This is a genomic window from Spirosoma sp. (genome assembly GCF_026391055.1).
Lineage (GTDB): Bacteria > Bacteroidota > Bacteroidia > Cytophagales > Spirosomataceae > Spirosoma.
In genome coordinates this window covers 183,591-205,860 of the sequence record NZ_JAPLET010000026.1, presented here as the reverse complement: position 1 = coordinate 205,860, position 22,270 = coordinate 183,591, and the positions used below count along the sequence as shown (strand labels likewise).

General features: G+C 50.1%; 13 protein-coding genes. 10 read left to right on the top strand and 3 right to left on the bottom strand.

Annotated features, from left to right (window positions below; genetic code table 11):
- Nucleotides 1-47 precede the first annotated feature (47 nt).
- Together NT073_RS24020 and NT073_RS24015 are read right to left on the bottom strand one after the other, a co-directional pair.
- Nucleotides 48-2,678, bottom strand: a complete 2,631-nt coding sequence (locus NT073_RS24020) for an ABC transporter permease (protein ID WP_297378752.1) — start codon at nt 2,676-2,678, stop codon at nt 48-50.
- Nucleotides 2,675-3,013 carry a PadR family transcriptional regulator gene (locus NT073_RS24015; protein WP_297378749.1) on the bottom strand — a complete coding sequence of 113 codons (339 nt, stop codon included), beginning with the start codon at nt 3,011-3,013 and terminating at the stop codon, nt 2,675-2,677. Before NT073_RS24015 ends, NT073_RS24020 begins: the two co-directional genes overlap by 4 nt.
- Before the next feature lie 226 nt (nt 3,014-3,239).
- Here NT073_RS24015 and NT073_RS24010 point away from each other — a divergent pair, with 226 nt between their 5' ends.
- The 3 genes from NT073_RS24010 (at nt 3,240) to NT073_RS24000 (ending at nt 5,633) form a co-directional block, all read left to right on the top strand.
- The gene (locus NT073_RS24010) at nt 3,240-3,875 is read left to right on the top strand and encodes an N-(5'-phosphoribosyl)anthranilate isomerase (RefSeq protein WP_297378747.1); all 636 of its coding nucleotides are present in this window, start codon (nt 3,240-3,242) and stop codon (nt 3,873-3,875) included.
- Nucleotides 3,876-4,006: 131 nt separating this feature from the next.
- Nucleotides 4,007-4,519, top strand: a complete 513-nt coding sequence (locus NT073_RS24005; RefSeq protein WP_297378745.1) for a PspC domain-containing protein — start codon at nt 4,007-4,009, stop codon at nt 4,517-4,519.
- 67 nt (nt 4,520-4,586) lie between these two features.
- The gene (locus NT073_RS24000; RefSeq protein WP_297378743.1) at nt 4,587-5,633 is read left to right on the top strand and encodes a DUF5668 domain-containing protein; all 1,047 of its coding nucleotides are present in this window, start codon (nt 4,587-4,589) and stop codon (nt 5,631-5,633) included.
- Between the two features lie 105 nt (nt 5,634-5,738).
- Here NT073_RS24000 and NT073_RS23995 read toward each other — a convergent pair whose 3' ends face one another.
- Nucleotides 5,739-6,755: a GntR family transcriptional regulator gene (locus NT073_RS23995; protein ID WP_012925556.1), complete on the bottom strand. Its 1,017-nt coding sequence runs from the start codon at nt 6,753-6,755 to the stop codon at nt 5,739-5,741.
- 468 nt (nt 6,756-7,223) lie between these two features.
- On the opposite strand from NT073_RS23995, the gene NT073_RS23990 reads away from it, so the two are divergent.
- The 7 genes from NT073_RS23990 (at nt 7,224) to NT073_RS23960 (ending at nt 22,244) form a co-directional block, all read left to right on the top strand.
- Nucleotides 7,224-10,400, top strand: a complete 3,177-nt coding sequence (locus tag NT073_RS23990) for a TonB-dependent receptor (protein ID WP_297378741.1) — start codon at nt 7,224-7,226, stop codon at nt 10,398-10,400.
- Nucleotides 10,401-10,411: 11 nt separating this feature from the next.
- A complete protein-coding gene (locus NT073_RS23985) occupies nt 10,412-11,908 on the top strand; it encodes a RagB/SusD family nutrient uptake outer membrane protein (RefSeq protein WP_297378738.1) in 1,497 nt (498 codons plus the stop codon).
- A 149-nt stretch (nt 11,909-12,057) separates the two neighbouring features.
- Nucleotides 12,058-14,415 (top strand): DUF1549 domain-containing protein, encoded by a 2,358-nt coding sequence (locus NT073_RS23980; RefSeq protein ID WP_297378736.1) that lies wholly within the window; start codon nt 12,058-12,060, stop codon nt 14,413-14,415.
- A gap of 138 nt (nt 14,416-14,553) precedes the next feature.
- A complete protein-coding gene (locus NT073_RS23975; RefSeq protein ID WP_297378734.1) occupies nt 14,554-15,990 on the top strand; it encodes a DUF1501 domain-containing protein in 1,437 nt (478 codons plus the stop codon).
- 55 nt (nt 15,991-16,045) lie between these two features.
- Nucleotides 16,046-18,391, top strand: coding sequence for a PSD1 and planctomycete cytochrome C domain-containing protein (locus NT073_RS23970; RefSeq protein WP_297378732.1), 2,346 nt, complete (start codon nt 16,046-16,048; stop codon nt 18,389-18,391).
- Nucleotides 18,392-18,484: 93 nt separating this feature from the next.
- Complete coding sequence (locus NT073_RS23965; RefSeq protein ID WP_297378730.1) at nt 18,485-19,939, top strand: DUF1501 domain-containing protein; 1,455 nt, start codon at nt 18,485-18,487, stop codon at nt 19,937-19,939.
- A gap of 115 nt (nt 19,940-20,054) precedes the next feature.
- Nucleotides 20,055-22,244: a c-type cytochrome domain-containing protein gene (locus tag NT073_RS23960; protein WP_297378728.1), complete on the top strand. Its 2,190-nt coding sequence runs from the start codon at nt 20,055-20,057 to the stop codon at nt 22,242-22,244.
- Nucleotides 22,245-22,270 lie beyond the last annotated feature (26 nt).

Sequence of the window (22,270 nt, the reverse complement as noted above, 5' to 3'; positions counted from 1 at the left end):
AAAATCCACTTTGAATGCTCCCCTTTAGGGAAGGGATAATTATGCACTTATTCAGCTTTCAAACTCTTTACCGGGTTGATCGTGGCGGCTCGTACTGACTGCCAGCCCACCGTGAAGAAAGCGATGGTTATGGCAATGAATGCCGTAGCCAGGAACATCCAGACGCCGATGCTGATTCGATAGGGGTAGTTACTGAGCCATTCATTCATGGCGTACCAGGCGGCAGGGAACGCGAAGATGAATGACAGCGAAACCAGTTTCAGAAAGTCTGTCGATAAGAGCTGAACGACACTGCCAACCGATGCGCCCAGTACCTTCCGGATACCAATCTCTTTGGTGCGTCGCTCGGCTGAGAGTGTCGCCAGGCCGAAGAGCCCGATGCACGAAATGAAGATGGTGAGAATGGCTCCGAAGAGCATCATCTGTTTCCACTTGGCTTCCGACTCGTACCGTTTCAGGTTTTCCTGATCTAAAAACTGATACGAGTAGGGATTGAGTGGGAAGAGTTTTTTGAAAACCTTCTCGATATGCCGAAGGCTGGCCGTCTCCGTATTGGGTTTGATTTTTATATAGACTACACCATACGGATTGCTGGCTTTCATGGTAAATAATTGCGGCTTTATTTTTTCGCTCAACGACTCGTAATGATGGTCTTTTACCACGCCAACGACGGTGTATTTTTCGTTTCTGAACCAGAAATCGACGACCTGACCAATGGGGTTTTTCCAGCCTGCTTCTTTCACGAACGTTTCGTTGACCAATACCGAGTGCGACGAGTCGGATGGGTAGGCTGGGGAGAAATTGCGCCCGGTCAAAATGGGTATTTTAAAGAGCGGAAGGTAGGATTCGTTAACAGTTTCGTAAGCAAAATTGACTTGCGTTTCGCCGTTTATTTTGGCTACTGTTCCCCATCGACCGCCGTTTTTAGGGGCGATACCAATGATGTTCCCGTTTTTCTCTAACTCTTCTTTCAATAGGTTGGCTTCGTTGCGCGCTAAGTTCGATTTATCGATGATGACCAGATTTTTATCGTCGTAGCCCAACTCTTTACTTGTCAGGAAATTGAATTGTGAATAAATGGTCAGGGAAGCAATGATCAGAAACGAGGCCAGCGTAAACTGAAGTACGACCAGTGATTTTTGCAGGTAGTTTTTACCCGACAAATTGAACCGGCTGTACAGCGTTTGAACCGGATTGTAGCCCGACAGAATAAGCGCCGGGTAGAAACCGGACAACAGACTCGTGACCATGAACAGGATAATGTACCCGGCCACCAACTTAACATCAAACAGATACGAGAGTGCGAGGGCTTTGTTGGCGAGTTGATTAAACGTAGGCAGGGCCAGTTCAATCAGGCCGATAGCCAGCAGGAACGCAACAAGACAAAGTAAGAACGACTCGCCCAGAAACTGGATAATCAGTTGGGTTCTGGCTCCGCCCACCACTTTCCTGACACCTATCTCCTTGGCTCGTTTCAGGGAGCGGGCTACGGTAAGATTGACAAAATTGATACAGGCGATCAGCAGGATGAACAGCGCAATACCCGATAGGATGTACGAAAAAGTGGGATTGCTCTCGTCAACAAGTCCGTTGCTGGCTGGTAGCTCTTTGCTCAGGTGCATGTCGGTGAAGGGCTGAAGTGTGTACACCGTTCTGCCCGTTATACCGTACTTTTTAGCAACAATTTTAATGCTTTCCCGGGCATCGGCCACATAGACCCGATTCATTTTTGCCTCTACCGCTTTCAGGTTGGCTCCCGGACTAACCAGCACAAACGTATTCATAAAGACACTGAACCAGTTTTCATTATTAGCCATCTCGTCTGCCTCGATCACGAGGGGCATGAGCACGTCAAATTTGATGGACGAGTTTTGGGGGCTTTTCTTAGCCACGCCCGTCACCGTATAGGGTTCAAATCGCTCATCCCGCCTGAAAAACAGCGTCTTGCCCAGTGCGTTTGTTGTCCCGAAGTTTTTCTCCGCAACGTCCTCCGATATGACAACCGATTGTGGGTTTTGCAATGCGGTTTTTGGGTTGCCGCTCAGGAGCGGGAAGGTGAATATTGAAAAGAAGTTCGTGTCGGCGTAATGAACGGACTGGCTTTTTATGTCATTGCCCTCCTTCATATCCCGATGGTTTTCCCGATACCGTACAAAGGCTGTTATTTCCGGGACGCCCTCATGGAATTTTGGCCCTGGAAAAACACCGGTATAGGGCTGTAATTGCTCAACAATACCGGCGGGTGTCAGCGATTTGCTGGTGATCCGGTAAATAGATGGATTATTTGCATGAAACCGGTCGTAACTAACTTCGTCTTTGGTATACAGCATGATCAGCATGGCCGCTGAGAGACCAATGCTCAACCCAATGATATTAATGGCCGAATACGCCTTGTTGCGGGCGAGGTTTCGTAAAGCAATTTTGAGATAGTTCTGGAACATAGCCGGACTGAATAAAGAGACTGAAGGATAGCGTTCGGGTTGGCGTTTCAGGGCAAACGGACGTACAAAGCGCAATACGTTGACCCAGTAATTATGGTTTGCGCGTCGAGTACCCATCACGTGTAATTCTCGGGTAAATCGCTCATGCAAATCGCCCTGCACCTCTTCTAATAGATGTGGGGCGCAGAACCATTCGAGGAGCCGGTCGGCCCAGCGGGGTGGTTGCGATGCGTTCATATACTAAGGGTCGGTAAGACATTTGGCGAAATCGACTCCCACAACTGGTCGCGCATAGCCCGAATATCGTGCAACGCGCGGCTTCCCAGCGCGGTAACCGAAAACAGTCGTTTCCGTCGGCCACCGCGTTCGGCGGTCGCTTCCCCCATCTGCGATTTGAGCATGCCTTTCTCTTCCAACCTATGTAAGGCCGCGTGAACGGCGCTGATGCTCACCGAGCGACCGGTTTGCCGTTCCAGCTCGTCGGTGATAGCAACTCCATAAGCTCCCTCGTGCAGGACCGCGACCGTCAGTAAAACCAGTTCTTCAAACTCACCCAGGTATGTTCGTTTCATGCTGAAAAGAATAAGATTAACTTTTGTAGAACAAATGCTTTGCCAACTCTCATAAACAGCCTATCCAGCTTGCAGACGCAGATTCTATAAAATGTGGTTTGTCCGAAATCGTACATGGCTGTCCGCTGATGAACAATCCGGACGAAGTGCGGGTGATAGAATGATGGTCTGTCTGTAACTTTGCGATTACGGATTGTTAAACAAAATTTTATTACTACCTACTTCTATGGCCCTTAAAACGCTGGTCAAAATCTCGAACGTTACGAACTTAAGCGATGCCCGCTACTGTGCAGGCATGGGTGTCGATATGCTTGGCTTTTCGATGGATGCTGACTCGCCGGACTACGTTGACCCGAAAAAGTTCGCCGAAATACGGGGTTGGGTAGCGGGGGTGCAGATTGTTGGCGAAACCACCTCGACCGATCCTGAAATAATCGAAGAGTTGCTAAGCGCTTACCAGCCCGACCTGTTGCAGGTCGATGAAGCTGCTTTATTACCCTACCTAAGTACGCTGACAACTACGGAAGATGAGCTCCGGTTTATCTTACGGATTGATGTCGCTCAAGTCACCTTCGACCAGCTCGATACAATCCTGCAAACAGGGGCGGCCAATGCCGATTATGTCCTGCTCGAAAGCAACGGCCCTATGCATCTGGATGACGATGTAAAGCAACTTCTGAAACGGCAGGCGTCTCGCTACCCCATCCTGCTGGGTACCGGCATATCCGTCGAAAACGTTCATCAGCTACTCGATGATCTGTCTGTGAAAGGCATTGCCCTAAGCGGAGGAGTGGAGGAACAACCCGGCAACAAAGAGTTCGGCGAATTAATGGATATTCTGGAAGCGATAGAGGAGGAGTGAGCCCACTACTATGTATTACCTACTATCATTGAAAACATACATCTATCCATAGGCGCGTCCATTCTTCCTATTATCCTTCCACAGGACACGTTCATCTGCTAGGTTTACATCGGTTTTAGACACTAGAAGCCATGAACAAGAGATTAGAACGTATAGCAGACCAGGCCCAGATTGGGGGCGTCTGCGCTGGTTTAGCCGACTATTTTGGAATTGATCGCACCCTGGTGCGTGTGCTTTTTGTGGTTGGGATTTTTCTACCTCATTTCCCGGCTTTCATCATTTATGTTATCTTGTGGATCGCATTACCAGAACGTCGTTTCGCGGGTTCTGCGGCTCAATCAACTATTTACGCAAACCCTGTTTTCTCCATGAATCCTTACAATCCTAATAAACCTGCATCGCCCGACCGTAGCCTTGTTGGTGGAGCTGTCCTGATTTTACTCGGTGTTCTGTTTCTGATTGACCGCTATTTCGACATCAGTTTCGGCGATTTGTGGCCCTTCATTTTGATAGCCATTGGTTTGTGGTTGATTTTCCGGGATCGGATCAAAACCCCGTTCGACAACAATCAGAACGACCCCTACAAAAGTGATCCTTACAAGAGTGACCCTACCCCAAACGACCCCAATAACGGAACCCTATAAACGATGTATGATATAGGGTCGGGGCGGCCCCGACCCTATATCATACATCTTACATCTTACCATTCTTATGAAACGTACTAACGGATTATTCTGGGGCATATTTCTGCTCACGCTGGGTGTTCTTTTCCTGGCCCGGCGGGCAGGGTGGCTCGATGTTGACTGGCACTCATTGGTAAATCTGTGGCCCGTTCTGCTGATTTTAGCCGGTGTCAATCTGATTTTAGAACGCCGTGGTAACCCAGCCGCTTTCATTACAACGGTCATGCTGGCTGTGGCCGTACCAACTACGTTGTTTGGCTTTTTCGCGCATGACCGGGATCGAGATGGTTTCCATATGCGCTGGAACCATGACGATGATGACAACGATCGTAACTATTCGGATGGCGATGACGATGATTCGGATGATGACAACGGGAATAACGACAACGAAGAGAATTATCGGTCTGAGCGAGACCGTCGGGATGCAGATCGTACAGAAACCTCTTCAACCTTTGTCGAGCCCATGAGCGCCGATACCCGGGAGGCTGTGTTAAAGTTGTCGGGTGGGGCAGGTCGGTTTATCATCAGCGACCCAACTACCGAACTGATTAAGGCCGATACCAAACAGACGGTTGGGAGCTACTCCATGTCGGTAGACCGCGACGAAACGACGCACATTCCAACCATTGAGTTGAAGCCAACGGAGGATAAACAAAACATCGACCTGAAAGACGGCGACTATCAAAACCGGGTCGATGTACACTTGAACACAACGCCCGTCTGGACAATGGATGTCGCCCTGGGCGCTGGGCAGGGCGATCTGGATTTGAGTGCCTATGCGGTAAGAAGCCTGAAATTAGCCGTTGGAGCCGCTGAACTAGACCTCAAACTGGGCGCTAAAGCTGACCAGTCTGACGTAAAACTGGACGTAGGAGCCGCTTCCGTCACCGTTCGGGTTCCTAAAGAAGTGGGGTGTCGTATTAAAAAAGATGGTGCCCTGAACATTGAGCAACTGGATGATTTTACCAGTGTAGGCGGGGGAGAGTTCGTTAGTCCCGGCTACGACGCGGCCAAGAAGAAAATGCTTATCCGCTTCGACGGGGGTATTTCTAAATTTAAGGTAGTACGCTATTAATCCGAACCGTGATTTTTATGATTTTTCTGACCGACTATGATTTTGCTTTCAGAGAAAGCTATCTTTAAAAACCATAGTCGGTCAGAAAAATCATAAAAATCACGGTTAAAGGGATTTTCGGATAACCAGATGGAATGGATTCTCTACGTGTTCAACGCTGGCGTTTAGTACCAACTGAGCGGCCGTTCGGCCCATCTGGGCAAAGTCGGTAGAGATAACCGTAATGCCATCCAGCAAAAATTCCTTCAAAGGCGTGTCATTGTAAGACAGTATGCCTACTTCCTGCCCAACGATATAAGGCGTGGTTTTTATTCGCTTAATGAGTTCGACCAAGTCCTCTTCCATCAAATTAATATAGGCGTTCTGCGGACGAATCACCTCATGGTTGATGTCGTTGATCACGCGTGTTTCGAAACCGTGCTCGAAGCAGAACTTATAAAAACCATTCAAAATGGCTTTGGGGTGGTAGGTGTAGTGCGGAAAGAGAATGTTAAGGGTCGTGTATTTCTTCAAAAGCGGAAGGGCTTCAGTAAGGGCCTGGTAAACATCTTTCTCGAAGTTCTGAAACACAGCGGCATATTGCCCCGAAACGCCCTCCATTAGTTTGTCCAGAATAACCAGTTTATGCTTCGGTAGACTATTAATCAACTCATCGGCTTTGTCACCCCCCTCGAAAAAATGGCCGATAATAACGTAGTGCGTATGGTTTCGGGCCTGCCGCTGAATCAAGTCCCGAAACAAGCGGAAGTCATTGTTGTAAATGAAAAAATCAATGGCTACCCCCGGCCCTAACAACTCGACGAAAGAGTCGTAAATGATCTTCTTGTGGGCGCTTAGCTTATTGAATAGGAGGAATATTTTGAGATTTTTTCCGGTTTTGGTGTAGTTGATGTAAAATCCTTTCCCTTTTACGGCACCAATTATCTCTTTCTCCTTCAAGAGTTCATAAGCCCGCTCTACCGTTCCCTTTGCTACGTCAAACTCGGCGCAGACCTCATGAATAGAGGGCAGTTTATCGCCTGGCAAAATGTCTTGATTCTCAATGCCCTCAACAATTGAGTTGTAAATCTGCTGGTACTTTGGCGTATTTGAGTAATCATTAATTTTGATATGATACAGCATAATGTATTCGTCTCTTATAAAGTGATGCTTGTAGGTGACCTATAAGAAAGTACAAAGAGTGGGTTTAGTTACTATCAGTTTTATGAAACAAGACGGATAGATTATGATACTCCCTGTGTGTTCTCTGGTCGTTTTAACACCTTTCATATATACCCGTCCCATCGTCCTTCTGCTCAAACACGCCCCTTTATCTACGGATAGAGCGCCTGTTTGAGCAGAAGGACGATACGCGTATAACTAGCCCATGATCATGACCTTAAGCAGCCGCTGTAGACAGGTATGATCTTTTCGACTATAAAAACTAGCCTTAGAGGCTCTATTGGCATTTATTAGATAAAAAATATTAAATAACTATTAAAAAGTAGGTAGGTATAGGAAAGTGACTCCTGCGTGGATAGTAATATTTGGCTAATGAGTTGTCTGTTTTTAAGCAGTTACACTCAGGCTAAACCCTTTAATAATAACACTATGAAAAAGCTCTATCAGTTAGTTGCCTTTAGTGTATTAGCTGGCTGTTGTGCAAGCCATGCCTTTGGACAGGGAGTCAGTAAAGGCAGCTCACCGCCCCGTATAATGGAGCCGGTGGCGCTGGCGAGTTCTGCGCAGCACTCAACGAGTAGCGATCCGAAAGTCGCTGAAATTATTGTGACAGGGAGAGTAATTGACGAAAAAGGAAGCGGATTGCCGGGCGTTAGTGTCGTTCTGAAAGGATCAACACAGGGCGCTACAACGGATGGATCGGGGGCGTACCGAATTTCGGCGCCTAACTCGGCGGCTACGCTCGTTTTTAGTTTTGTGGGCTATCAAAAAAAGGAAGTTCTGATCGGCAATCAAACGTCGATAACCGTTTCCCTGATTCCGGACGATCAAACGCTCAATGAAGTGGTCGTGGTGGGCTACGGTTCGCAGCGTCGGCAGGATTTAACCTCAGCTGTTTCGGTTATTAACATGCGGGATATTGGCGAGCAGCCCGCCAATAACCCAAACCAAATTCTTCAGGGACGCGCTCCAGGGGTTGTTGTCAAGCAGAAAAGCGGTACACCAGGTGGCGTATTTGAAGTTCGGGTGCGGGGTATTGGCTCGCTGGGGGCCGGCAGTAATCCGCTGTACGTTATCGACGGGTTTGCCGTCGGTACATCGGTTGGGCAGAACCTGAATCCAAATGATATTGAGAGTGTCACCGTTCTGAAAGACGCAGCGTCTACCGCTATCTACGGCGCCAGAGGGTCTAACGGTGTCGTACTTATTACGACCAAACAGGCCAAAGAAGGGAAGGTAAATGTCAATCTGTCGCTCGATTACGGGATTCAGTCGGTGCCAAAATCCAGACGGGTAACCATGCTGACCGGTCCTGAATTTGCCCAGTTCAAGAAGGACATTTTTATGGATCAGATTCGCATTCTCCAGAATCGGGAACCCGCCGAAAGCGAAGTTCCGATTGGCTATCGCTTTCCGGAACAGACCAAATACTCGACCAACTGGTTTGACCTTATCATGAATGATAATGCCCCTTATTCGGATCTGAATATGACCATTTCGTCCGGTTCCGGCCCTATAAAATCGCTGATTTCGGTGGGGTATTACAAAGAAGAAGGGACTGTTAAAAAGACGAATTATGACCGTATTTCCGTTCGCTCCAATCTGGGAGGGCAGGTCAATAAATTCATCAACGTTGGCCTCAATATTAACGGGACCTATACCCGTCAGAATCTGGCTAATACAGACGGACGAAGTGCCCTGGTAGGTGGCGCTTTACTGATGGACCCACGGGCTACCCCCTATAATCCGGATGGGTCGTTGATTCCATACATCAATGGAGTCGATGGCGTTTTCGGCTTCCCCAATCCGCTGTTCATGCTGGAAAACGTGTACCGGAAACGGAACATTGCCGATCTGTTGACCAATGGATTTATCGAGTTGTCTTTCCTGCGGAATTTCAAGTTCAGAACATCCGCCAACGTAAAACTGACGAACAATACCTTCAAGGAATATGTGCCATCGACCATTGGCCTGCCGGTAGCATCCGGTACGGCGGGAGCGCCCCCACGGATTGCTACTGAAACGGACAATACGGAAGAGCTAACCAACTACTCGCTGGATCAGCTGCTTACCTATAAGCCGCAACTGTCGGCCAATCATAGTCTGGATGTTCTGGTGGGCTATACCGCTCAGCAGGAAAAAGTACGTGGCTTTACGGGTACGGGCAATACGTTTCCGGATGACCTGGTTCCGTTTCTGGGAGCTGCATCCATTCGATCAGCTTCTTCCACTGAATTTGGCTGGAGTATGCTGGCCTATTTGAGTCGCGTCAACTATTCGTACAAGGACAAATACCTGCTCTCCGCATCTTTTCGGCGGGAGGGAAGTTCTAGATTCGGGGCGAAGAACAAGTACGGCGATTTTCCGGCGGCTTCTATTGGCTGGCGTATTACCGAAGAATCGTTTATGCCAAAAACCGCCTGGCTTAGCGATCTTAAACTTCGGGCCAGTTGGGGCGTAACGGGTAATAACGACATTGGTAACTACCCAAGTCTGGCATTCGTAGGGGCCAACAACTACATTCTGGGTAACTCATTTGCCGCTGGTAAAGTGGTCAGTTCTTTTGCCAATCAGGAGCTGAAATGGGAAAAATCCAATCAACTGGATATCGGTCTGGATCTGGCTCTGTTCAATAGCAAGCTGATTTTCAATGCCGAATACTACCGGAAAATTACCAATGACATGCTGTTGCCGGTTTCCATTCCGTCGGTATCAGGCTTTACGACCAGTCTGGATAACATTGGTAAAGTGGAGAACCATGGGTTTGAGCTGGGTGCCGAATTCCGGACTACCATTGGCCAGGTCAACTTCCGCAGCAACGCCAACATCAGCTTTAACCGCAATAAGATTCTGGCCATCAAAGGAGCGAATGACGCGCTGTATTACGGCAGCTTCTATGGAGGCTATAACGTTCAGAAAGTGGGTCGCCCGGTGGGTATGATCTATGGCTATAAAAAGCTGGGCATTTTCAACACGCAGGCCGAAATTGACGCAGCACCCAAGCAGGACGGGGTTATTCCGGGCGGGATGAAGTTCGCGGATACCAACGGCGATGGCGTTATTTCGTACGACACCCAGGATATGGTCGAAATCGGTAATCCAAATCCGGCCTTTACCTGGGCCTGGACTTTTGCCGCTGATTACAAACGGTTCGATGTAAACCTTATGTTCCTCGGTGCGCAGGACTTCGATATTTACCGCAACATTGAGGCTTCGACCATGAATATGGACGGCGTGTTCAACGTACTTGACAAGGCCAAAGATCGCTGGCGGTCGGCTACCAATCAGGGAACCAATCCAACGGATGTACACGCGCAGGGTGGTACCAGCTACTTTAAATGGTCGCGCGAGAGCAGCGACCGGTATGTGTATGACGGCAGCTACGTCTGGCTGAAAACCGTTACAATTGGCTACAACTTCCCCAAGTTCAAATCAATCCTGAGCAACGCACGGGTTTTCGTGACGGGTAACAACCTGTTGATCTTCACAAAGTACCCTGGCAATAATCCGGATGCAGGTGTCCGAAGCACGACCGAGCCGAACAATGACGATGAGTCTTATCCGGTTCCCAGAACTTATGCTGCCGGTATCAAACTGAACTTTTAATCGCCACGAACATGAAAAATAAACTTCTTATCGCAACTCTTTTTCTTTGCCTGGGTCAGTTTTCGTGCAGTGATGATTTGCTGGTCACTACCGATCCGACTCGTATTGGCACCGACCTGTTTTATAAAAACGAAACGCAGTTTTTGCAGGCGCTAAATGGTGTATATGGCCAGTTGCAGAACATTACTAATGCAGCCTATATCTTTCAGGAGTTTCCATCCGACAACACCACGCTCGATTTTAACCCGCTCGATCGCGGGGGAGCAGCCGGTTGGGAAGCCTTCGAGTTCTCGACGGTCAATCAGGGAAATGGCGAAATTGCCAACGTCTGGAACCTGTATTATTCCGCGCTGTACAATACCAATTACACGCTGGAAAAGTTAGCCGCCAGTACGCTCGATGCCTCCGTCAAAGCGCCCATCGAAGGACAGTTGAAATTCCTGAGAGCTTATTTCTACTTTCACCTGGTCCAGTATTTCGGGGATGTCGTGCTGGTTACGTCGACGCTGGATAAGCCCGATAAAGCGTTTGAGCTGATTCGATCGCCCCAGGCCGATGTGTGGGCGCAGATTGAAAAAGATTTGAAAGAAGCGGTACCCTTGCTACCGGCCACTTTTCCTGCATCTCAGTTGGGGCGGGTTACCAAGGGGGCTGCTCTGGGCTTGTTGGGTAAAGTGTATTTGACGCAGAAGAAATACGGGGATGCCGTAACAACGCTGAAACAGGTGACCGGGTACTCGCTAAATGCCGTCTATTCGGATAATTTCAACCCGGCCAGAAAGAACGGGCCTGAGTCGCTGTTCGAAATCCAATATCAGGGAGGTAATGACCTGGGCGAATGGAGTACGTTTGCCTACACGTTTGCACCAAGGCTATCGGCAGGGGCCGTGACTGGCTTTGCCAATACAACGCCGGGCGGACGGAATATCCCTACCAACGACATGATTGCGGCCTATGAACCCGGCGATCTGCGGAAGGATGCTTCGCTGAAAACCAGCTATACCCTGAATGGTACGGTCGTTCCTATTCCGTACGTGACAAAGTTTACCTACCCGCACACCATCACTGGACGGACGGACAATAACTGGCCGGTCCTTCGGTACGCCGATGTGCTGCTGATGCTGGCCGAAGCTATCAACGAGCAATCGGGTCCGACGGCCGAAGCATACGGGTATGTAAATCAGGTACGTACGCGGGCGGGTCTCAAGGCGTTGGATGGTCTCGATAAAGCAGCCTTTAAAACGGCCGTGCTCAAGGAGAGACGCGTTGAATTGGCTTTTGAGAACCATCGCTGGTTTGATTTGAAACGGACCATGACACCCGCCGAACTGACTGCCTTCATGAATGCGCACGGAGCCAGAGAAAAAGCAAAGCCAACAGTAGATCGGGGCGGTATTGCGTTTAATGCATTAGACTATGTCTACAGTGACTTCGAATATTTCTTCCCCATTCCCGCACCTCAAATTCTGATTAACAGTAAGCTAACCCAAAACGCGGGTTACCAATAAGCCGGGAGGGTGGATGTTGCTCATTATAATTCAGATTGAGTCAGTCGCGTTAATGATGAGATGTACGCAGATCGTCGTTAACGCGACTAAATCACTCGCCGGAACCGGTATGAATAAACCTATTTTTCTTAACCCATTACTGCAACGTAATGACTATACTAACTGAAACATTTTGGCTTTGGCAGTTCTTGGGCCGTCTGCACCCGTTGATGGTCCATTTTCCGGTGAGTTTACTGTGCATTGCACTCATACTCGAAGCAGTTGGCTGGTTCCGCAAATCGACCGAATTACAGGCGGGTATTCGTGCTATGGTCTGGATCGGTACGATCAGTTCGGTAGTGGCGGCTGCGCTGGGACTGCTGCTGGTCAATCAGGACGATTACGGCGGCAACACCGTAACCATTCACCAATGGTCGGGTCTGGCAACGATGACCCTGGCCATATTGACCGTTTTCGCCCTGCGCTCCGGGCGGACCAGTTTATACCGGGGGTTATTAATGACCACCGTATTGGGCGTGAGTCTGGCTGGTCATTACGGAGCCATGCTGACGCACGGCGACGACTACCTGAGCAGTGTGCTGCCGTTCGACAAAGGCGGGAGTTCACCCTTGGAAGGCGAAACCAAATTTGCCTTCGCCACGGTCAATCAACCGCTGAGTGATAAACAGATTGGTGAACTGAATATGGAGGTGCGGTCTATTCTGGCGCATAACTGCTACAGTTGTCACAGTGCCACGAAAACCAAAGGAGGGTTGCGGCTGGATAAGAAAGAGCTTGTCATGAAAGGGGGCGAGGATGGCGTTATTCTGGTGGCTGGGCATCCCGAGGATAGTGACATCATCCGGCGGATCAAGCTCCCCGCCGGTCATAAGGAGGCCATGCCAACCAAGGGAAAACGCCTGTCTGAACACGACGTTGAGTTGCTCGAATACTGGATCAAGCAGGGCGCTCCCTGGCCAAGTGGCCCCGAGAAAAGCATTTACCGAGTGGCGGCTCTGGAACCCCGCTTACCCGAACTGCCCGATGCGCCAGCTGGTATAACCAACCCCATCGACAAGTTCGTGAACGTCTATTTTCAGCAGCACAAACTGACCTGGAAAAACAGCATTGACGACCGGACCTACATGCGCCGGGTTTACCTGGATGTGGTGGGTTTACTGCCAACGCCCGAACAGATCAAGACATTCGTTGCTGACCAGCGACCCGATAAACGTGACCTTCTTGTTAAGGAACTGCTGAACCGAAATACCGACTACGCTCAGCACTGGTTAACCTTCTGGAACGACGCCCTTCGCAATGATTATACCGGTACGGGCTACATAACCGGTGGCCGGTTCGACATTACTTCCTGGCTTTATAACTCGCTGAGAGCTAACAAACCTTATAATCAGTTTGTGCGGGAATTGGTAAGCCCTACCAAAGAATCGGCCGGGTTTATAAAAGGAATCAAGTGGAGGGGGACCATCAATTCGAGCCAGCGAACCGAAATGCAGGCCGCGCAAAATGTATCGCAGGTGCTGCTTGGGCTCAATCTCAAGTGTGCTTCGTGTCACGATAGTTTCATCAGCGACTGGAAACTGGCCGATGCTTATGCCTTTGCCAACGTCTTTGCCGATACAACTCTGGAGATCAATCGCTGCGACAAGCCGACAGGCAAAAAAGCTGATACGCGCATCATCTTCGAAAAGCTGGGCACCATCAATGGTAAAGCAACTACCGACGAACGACTCAAGGAACTGGCCAATTTCATGGTGCAGCCCAAAGATGGTCGACTGTATCGCACGGTGGTGAACCGGATTTGGGCGCAGGTGATGGGTCGGGGAATCATTGAGCCAGTCGATGTGATGGATAACGACCCCTGGAGTCAGGATCTGCTGGACTGGCTGGCGTCTGATTTCGTTACGAATGGCTATGATATCAAAAAACTGATGTACACCATTCTAACGTCGAAAACCTATCAGCTTCCTTCCGTCGGGCTTAAAGAAGCGGACATGATTACCGCGCCTAACTTTGTGTTTCAGGGTATGGTACGCCGTCGCTTAACTGCCGAGCAGTTTGCCGATGCCGTTAGTCTGGCGTTTAGCCCGGTTTATGCCGACACATCGATTGTAGAGAAACAGTTTCCGCAACAACTCAAAAAAGAAATGCCTTTTCCACGGGCGTCTCTGGTTAAAAATGACCCGTTCCTAACGGCCCTAGGGCGCCCGAACCGCGAAACGGTCAGTACCAGCCGGTCGTCGCAGGCGAATTTGTTGCAGGCTTTGGAGCTAACCAACGGGGAGAAGTTCAACGATGCCCTTAAGCGTGGGGCTCAGCAATGGAAAGCTACTTACCCAACGTCGGATGTGCTGGTACGAAATCTCTACTGGAAAGCGCTGGGCCGGGAGCCAAGACCCAATGAAATGGCCGTTGCACAGAAAATTGTGGGCAAAAGCCCCAGCACAGAGGGGATTCAGGACTTGGTATGGGCAATCAGCCTGCACCCCGAGTTTCAGTTGATTTACTGACAGGGCCTTTTCACAGCGCAAAAGCGTCTGACAGTATACATACTAAGCAGTAAGAAAGACCAGTTAATGACTTATAAATACCTGATGTACAGCCCTCAGACGCCGGAGTGGTACATTAGATTCTAAGCAGGAAATAACATGAATACGAACTGGAATAGACGGGAATTTCTACAAAAAACCAGTGCCGCAACCATGGCTGCCCTGGCAGCGGGAGCACCCATGTCGAGCCTGTTATCGGGTTGCAGCCGGACGCGTAAGCCGGGTGAAACAACCGGCACTGCCGATACGGTCATTCTGCTCTGGATGGCGGGTGGCATGGCGCATACAGAAACGTTCGACCCTAAACGGTATACCCCTTTCGAGAAAGGAATGGAAGGAAACCGAGTATTGAGTACCTTCAAATCGGTTCCGACCGTGCTGGACGGCATTCATTTTTCGGACGGGCTTCAGTCCATCGGCAAAGTAATGGATAAGGGAACGCTGATTCGATCCTACGTGGCTGCGGATATGGGGCACATTCTGCATTCCCGCCACCAATACCATTGGCACACCTCGTATGAGCCGCCCCAAACCGTAGCGGCTCCGCACCTTGGCTCCTGGATTGCCAAGGAACTGGGTCCGAAAAATCCGGTCATTCCGGCCTTTGTCGACATTGGGCAGCGGTTCACAGTGGGCGAGGCCGAAGAGCTAAAGGCCTTTCATACCGCTGGTTTTCTGGGAAATGAATTCGGCCCGTTCTTCATCCCCGACCCAAGTCAGGGTCTGGAGAGTGTTCGGCCGCCGGTGGGCATGGATGCCAAACGCTTCGAGCGCCGGAATCAACTGTATAACGACCTGATTAGTGGCGGACCGATGGGCGAATTCGGGAGCGATTATCAGAAAGAGTCCCTCAAACGGTCGATGGAACAGGCGTATATGCTGCTCAATTCGCCCGAAGCCAAAGCATTCGACCTGAGCAAAGAACCCAAAGCGAGCTATGACATTTACAATACCGGCAAGTTCGGGCTGGGCTGCTTGCTGGCTCGTCGGCTAACCGAACAGGGTGCCCGGTTTATCAGCGTCACGACTGAATACGAGCCGTTTAAAGGGTGGGATACCCACGAAAACGGACATACGCGCCTGGAAGATATGAAAAAGCAGATCGACGGGCCGATTGCGCAGCTCATCAAGGATTTGGATAAAACCGGCCAACTCGACCGCACAATCGTTATTCTGGCCAGCGAGTTCAGCCGGGATATGATGGTAGAAGGGCGACCGGATGCCAAAGTACGCGAGCAGGTTCAACAGCCGGAGATTCTGTCTGATCTGAAATTCTACGGCATGCACCGGCACTTTACCGATGGCTGTTCCATTCTGATGTTCGGCGGAGGAATCAAAAAAGGGTTTGTCTATGGCAAAACAGCCGACGAACGCCCGTGTAAAACAATCGAAAACCCGATACGCATCGATGGAATTCATCAGACCATTTACCACGCGCTGGGTATTGCTCCCGACACCCATTACGAAGTGGAAAAAAGGCCGTTTTATTCGACACCAGATGGAAAGGGAAAAGCAGTAATGGAGTTGCTGGCATAAAAGCGGACGGTCGCTCCGGCGGCCTGGTTCGTTCGCTCTAAACAAATTGTTCGGTATGCATAAAAGTGCTTTCTACATCATTGGACTGATTGCCGGAATTGTCGTTTATCTGCAATCCTGTTCAACGAGTTCGTCCAGCCGGGTGATCGACCAGAGCCGGTCCGACAACATCCCCGAAACGATCAGCTACAACTTCGATATACGGCCCATTCTTTCGGATAAGTGCCTGGCCTGCCACGGGCCGGACGCCAACAAGCGAGAAGCTGGTTTGCGGCTCGATATGGCCGAAAGTGCGTATGCCGCCTTGAAAGAGCATCCGTCGGCGCACGCGCTGGTGCCGGGAAAACCCGAGCTATCCGAAGTGTTTCGGCGAATCAGTTCGACTGATACGTCGATTATGATGCCACCACCTTCGTCGAACTTAAAGCTGACGGCCCGCGAAATAAAACTGATTGAAAAATGGATTCAGCAGGGGGGGGCTTATGAAAAACACTGGTCGTTCGTTGCGCCGAAAAAACCAACTGTTCCAACCGTAAAACTGGGCGAGTGGCCCCGGAATGAAATTGACTATTTTATCCTGCAAAAACAGGAACAGCAGGGCGTAACGCCAAACGAAGAAGCGGACAAAGAGCGGCTGCTCAAACGGCTGAGTCTGGATTTGGTTGGCTTGCCGCCCACACTCGCATTAATGGATGGCTTCCTGGCAGACAAGAGCGCTAATGCGTACGAAAAAGTTGTCGATCAGCTACTGAAGAACCCGGCTTACGGGGAAAAAATGGCGCTGCACTGGCTCGATCTGGCCCGGTATGCCGATTCGCACGGGTATCAGGACGACGGTTACCGAACGCAGTGGCCCTGGCGGGATTGGGTAATCCATGCCTTCAACAAGAACATGCATTACAACGAGTTCGTAAGCTGGCAGCTAGCCGGTGACCTGATGCCCAACCGCGACGGCGGACCAGCCAACAAAGAACAACTGCTGGCTACGGGCTTCAACCGAAATCACAAAATCACTGAAGAAGGGGGCGTCATTCCCGAAGAGTACCGAACTATGTACGTGACCGATCGGAACGATCTGTTTGGCAAGGGCTTACTTGGTGTAACCATCGAATGCGCCCATTGCCACGACCATAAATACGACCCATTCTCGCACAAAGAGTACTACCAGCTTTTTGCGTTTTTCAACAACGTGAAAGAGGTGGGTATCGAATCCGTTATTGGCGGCCCGGATACCTATGCCAAGAAACCATTGATGGAAATCAGTGATGAGGACGTAAAAAGTATCCTGTCCTTCGTCAATAAACGGGACACTAACCGCCTGATCGTGTCGGTGATGGGTGATCTGGATACGACCCGGAAAACATTTATTCTCAAGCGCGGAGTGTACGATGCACCCGGTGATGAAGTGCAGCCCGGAACGCCCAAAGCCATCTTGCCCTTTGACCCCACCTACCCCAAAAACCGGCTCGGGCTCGCCAAATGGTTGTTCGATAAGAAGAACCCGCTTACGGCCAGGGTATATGTCAATCTGCTTTGGCAGGAGTTCTTCGGGAAAGGCATTGTCCGGACAGCCGGTGATTTCGGGATGCAGGGTGAACTGCCTTCCCACCCCGAACTGCTCGACTGGCTGGCCGTCGATTTTATGGAGCATAACTGGGATATTAAACGGCTGGTGAAGCAGATGGTGACCTCCGCTACCTACCGCCAGTCGGCCGTAATCACTCCCGAAAAACTAGCTGCCGACCCGGACAACCGGTTATTGGCCCGAGGGCCTCGGTATCGTATCCACGCCGAATTTGTGAAGGATCTGGTATTGAGTAGCAGCGGGTTGCTGAATCCCACCATCGGCGGTCCTAGTGTGAAACCCTATCAACCCGCCGGTTTGTGGGAAGGAGCAACGTCGGGGCGGGGCCTGCTGTCGATGTACACGCAGGATCATGGGCCAAACCTGTATCGGCGCGGTATGTACACGCTGATCAAACGTACAGTTCCGCCACCGTCAATGGCCATTTTCGACGCCAGCAACCGCGATCTCTGCGAAGTAAAACGGCTGAAAACGAATACGCCCCTACAAGCGCTGGTTATGATGAACGATCCCACCGTACTGGAAGCGTCGCGTGTGCTGGCCGCCCGGCTGATGCAGGAACGGGGAGACGTAAATGCCAAGATAGAAAAGGCATTCCGATTGATTGTAAGTCGAAAACCGAACGAGAAGGAAGTCGCTATCCTCAGTGATTATTACAAGAAAGAACTCGGGAAATCGACCAGATCGAGTGCCGATAAGTCGCTGGCAGTTGGTGAGTATCCAATTCCGGCCAACATCGACAAAGTGAAGCTTGCCGCCCTGATGCGGGTTATGACAACCATCTATAATCTCGAAGAAACCATTACAAAGTCCTGAAATATCCCTAATTCTCCTAAAGGCAACTTTGGGTTGAGAATAGTCAGGAGAAAGTCCCCTTTAAGGGAATTAGGGGTTAACGAAAAGAGAGTCATGGAAAAAGAAATTCTCGAACACGGCCTCAATTTTAACCGACGTCGTTTTTTGTCCAGACTTAGCTTAGGGCTGGGTAGTGCTGCGCTTGGTTCGTTGTTAATCCCTGACCTCTTCAGCGGAAGTAGTACGGATGAGGACGGCCTGACAGTTGGTATCCCGCATTTCGCTCCCAAAGCCAAACGGGTCATCTATCTGTTTCAGAACGGAGCCCCTTCCCAGCAGGAATTGTTTGACTACAAGCCCAAGCTGCGGGAAATGATGGGGCAGGAGTTGCCGCCCTCCGTTCGGGGTACGCAACGACTCACGGGCATGACGGCCAACCAGAAGGAGTTTCCGATGGTGGGTTCATTTGTCGACTTCAAGCAATACGGCGAGTCGCGGGCCTGGGTCAGCGACCTATTTCCGTACACCGCCAAAATTGTGGACGATCTGTGCATCGTGAAGTCGATGTTCACCGAGGCCATTAACCACGACCCTGCCCTGACGTTTTTGCAGACGGGTTCGCAGCAGGGCAACCGGCCAAGCATGGGCTCTTGGCTGAGCTACGGCCTGGGGAATGAAAATAAAAACCTGCCCAATTTTACGGTGTTGCTCTCACGGGGTATCGGTAACGGGCAGGGCGTTTACTCCAAATTATGGTCGAACGGTTTCCTGGATTCCGTGCATCAGGGAGTACAGTTTAGCAAGGGCGAAGACCCGGTGCTCTATCTGCGCGACCCGGAAGGTATGAGCCGACAGGATCGGCGGGATATGCTCGATAATCTGGCTCAGCTCAATGACCTGTCGTATCAGGAGTTTGGCGATCCGGAAATAGCCGCCAAAGTAAAGCAGTACGAAATGGCTTACCGGATGCAAACGGCCGTGCCGGAAGTGATGGACCTGTCGAAAGAGCCGGACGATATCATTAAACTCTACGGCCCCGACTGTCTGGTGCCCGGTACGTTTGCCGCCAACTGTCTACTGGCGCGAAAATTATCCGAAAATGGTGTACGCTTCGTTCAGTTATATCATCAGGGATGGGATCAGCACGGCAACCTGCCCTTCGAGATAACCAGACAGGCTAAGGACGTCGATCAGGCATCGGCAGCGCTGGTTACCGACCTCAAACAGCGGGGTTTGCTGGATGAAACGCTGGTTATCTGGGGCGGTGAATTTGGCCGGACAAGCTACACGCAGGGCAAGCTTACCAAAGAGAACTACGGCCGCGATCACCATCCGCGCTGCTTCACCATCTGGATGGCGGGCGGGGGTATCAAGCCCGGTATGGTGTATGGCGAAACCGATGATGTAGGCTATAACATCATTAAAGACCCCGTTCATGTGCATGATTTCCAGGCTACAGTGCTGAACCAACTGGGGCTTAATCATGAGAAACTGATCTTCAAACACCAGGGTCGGCGGTACCGATTAACCGATGTGTCCGGAAAAGTGATCCACGACATTATCGCCTAACCTCATTGTATCAAACCGCTTCCAGCAATTTGCCGATGGCTAATTGATCCATATTTTTTAGTTGAGTTTTTATCACAAACAGCTTCCGTCTGTTTGGTACACATTCCTGTTAAACATGAATAAACGGCTGGTCAAGTTCGCAGAACAAGGAATATTTGTTCTGGTCATCTTTATCCTGTTCATCCTGCTTTTTAGCGATCGGATTGTTGTGCCTGTATGGTTGCAGCCCGTTGGGCGTATGCACCCGCTGTTTCTTCATTTTCCCATCGTCATTCTGTTGCTGGCGATGCTCATGGAAGCGTTTCGCTTTAGAGCTAAACCTGTTGAAAATCAAGCGGAGGGTTCGACGTTTTACCGGGACTTTCTGGCCAATTTACTGCTCATTGGCACGTTACTGGCTGGTCTTACGGTTATCATGGGGCTTTTTCTGGCGCAGGAAGATGGGTATTCGGGTCAGGTGTTGTTCTGGCACAAATGGTCGGGCGTGGGTATTTTCTTCGCATCGGCACTTGTCTACTCCATTCGGAATAAAGCCTGGTATAACGCCCGGATTGCCCGAATGGGCGCGCTAACCACCATCGTGTGTTTGATTGCAGCAGGGCATTACGGGGCTACCTTGACCCACGGCGATAACTTTCTGTTCGCCCCCATTAGCAATGAACTGAAACCCGCCCCCGTTTCGCTCGATCAGGCTCTGGTATTCAACGATGTAATACAGCCGATTTTTGAGCAGAAATGCGTTAGCTGTCATAACCCCGGAAAATTGAAAGGAGAGCTGAATCTTACCAGCATGGAGTCGATCCTGAAAGGCGGCAAAAGTGGTAAGTTATTGGTGGCCGGTCAGCCCGCGGTTAGTTTGCTGTTGCAGCGGATTCATCTGCCATCCGACGAAAAAAAGCACATGCCACCGCTGGGAAAGAGCCAGCTTACCCCGCAGGAATTGACCTTGCTGGCGTTGTGGGTAAAAGGCCGCGCCGAGTTTAAGAAGCGAGTGGTCGATTTGCCCGCCACCGATTCGTTACGATTCTTAGCGTCGGCTTTGTTTAAGCCGGTTCAGGTCGTTGAAACCTTCGATTTTGAAGCAGCTGATGAGGAAACGGTAAAGAAACTCAATGACGATTACCGCACCGTTGCCCCACTGGCTAAAGAGTCGCCCGCGCTGGCTGTCAATCTATACAATCGGGCAGCTTACAAACCGGAGAAACTGGACGAACTGGATGCCGTAAAAGAGCAGATCGTTTACCTGAACCTTAATAAAATGCCCGTGACCGATGCGGCCTTGCGGCAAATTCGGAAGTTTGAGAATCTGCAAAAATTGGATTTGAATTTTACGGATATTACGGGCAACGGCATCACTGAACTGACCTCTCTGGACCAGCTGAAGACGTTGTCGCTGGCAGGAACGAAGGTCACGTTCGTCGATCTACAAAAGCAGATCGGTGCGTTTAAATCCCTGAAAACTCTAGCTGTCTGGAATACGGCACTAACGCCTGTTCAGATCACACAGTTACAGAAAGAGCACAAAAATATTCAGTTTATCGGTGGGTTCGACGGGGGGGGCAGTGAACCAATAAAACTGAATCCACCACAAATTAAAAATAGCTCTACCATCTTTAATAAGACGCTGGCTTTGCAACTGAAACACCCTATTCGGGATGTTCAGCTCCGATTTACTACCGACGGCAGCGAGCCCGACAGCATCCACTCCCCTCTGTTTACGGGGCAGACGGTTCTGGATAAACCGACTGTAATCAAAGCTAAAGCTTATAAGCAGGGCTGGTTTAGCAGTGATGTGGCTACGTTTAGCTTTTACAAAGGTTCTTACCTACCGGATAGCGTAAATTTATTGTTGCCGCTTAACCCGGTTCATCAAGCCGACGGCGCACACACCTTTTTCGATGGTAAACTAGGTACCTTCAACGCCAATAGTCCCGCTTGGGCCAACAACTGGGCGGGGTTTCGAAAGAACGAAATGGCGCTGGTATCAGAATTTAAGAAGCCAGTCAGCGTACGTTCGGTTTCCCTCCGAATTATGGTGGAAGAAGAAACGAGCATTTTTCCGCCCGGTCTGGTTGAGATTTGGGGTGGTAGCAGCCGGGACCAAATGAAACGACTTGGTACGCTCAAACCTGAGCTTCCTGCCAAAAAAAGTACCCACGAACTGAAAGCGATCACCTGTACATTTTCCCCGCAAACCGTTTCGTACCTAAAGGTTGTGGCATACCCGCTTAAGCAAATCCCTGACTGGCATCCGAATAAAGGAAATACCGCCCTATTACTGGTAGATGAAGTATTCATTAATTAACTACGGGTTCTCGTTCCATATAAGAA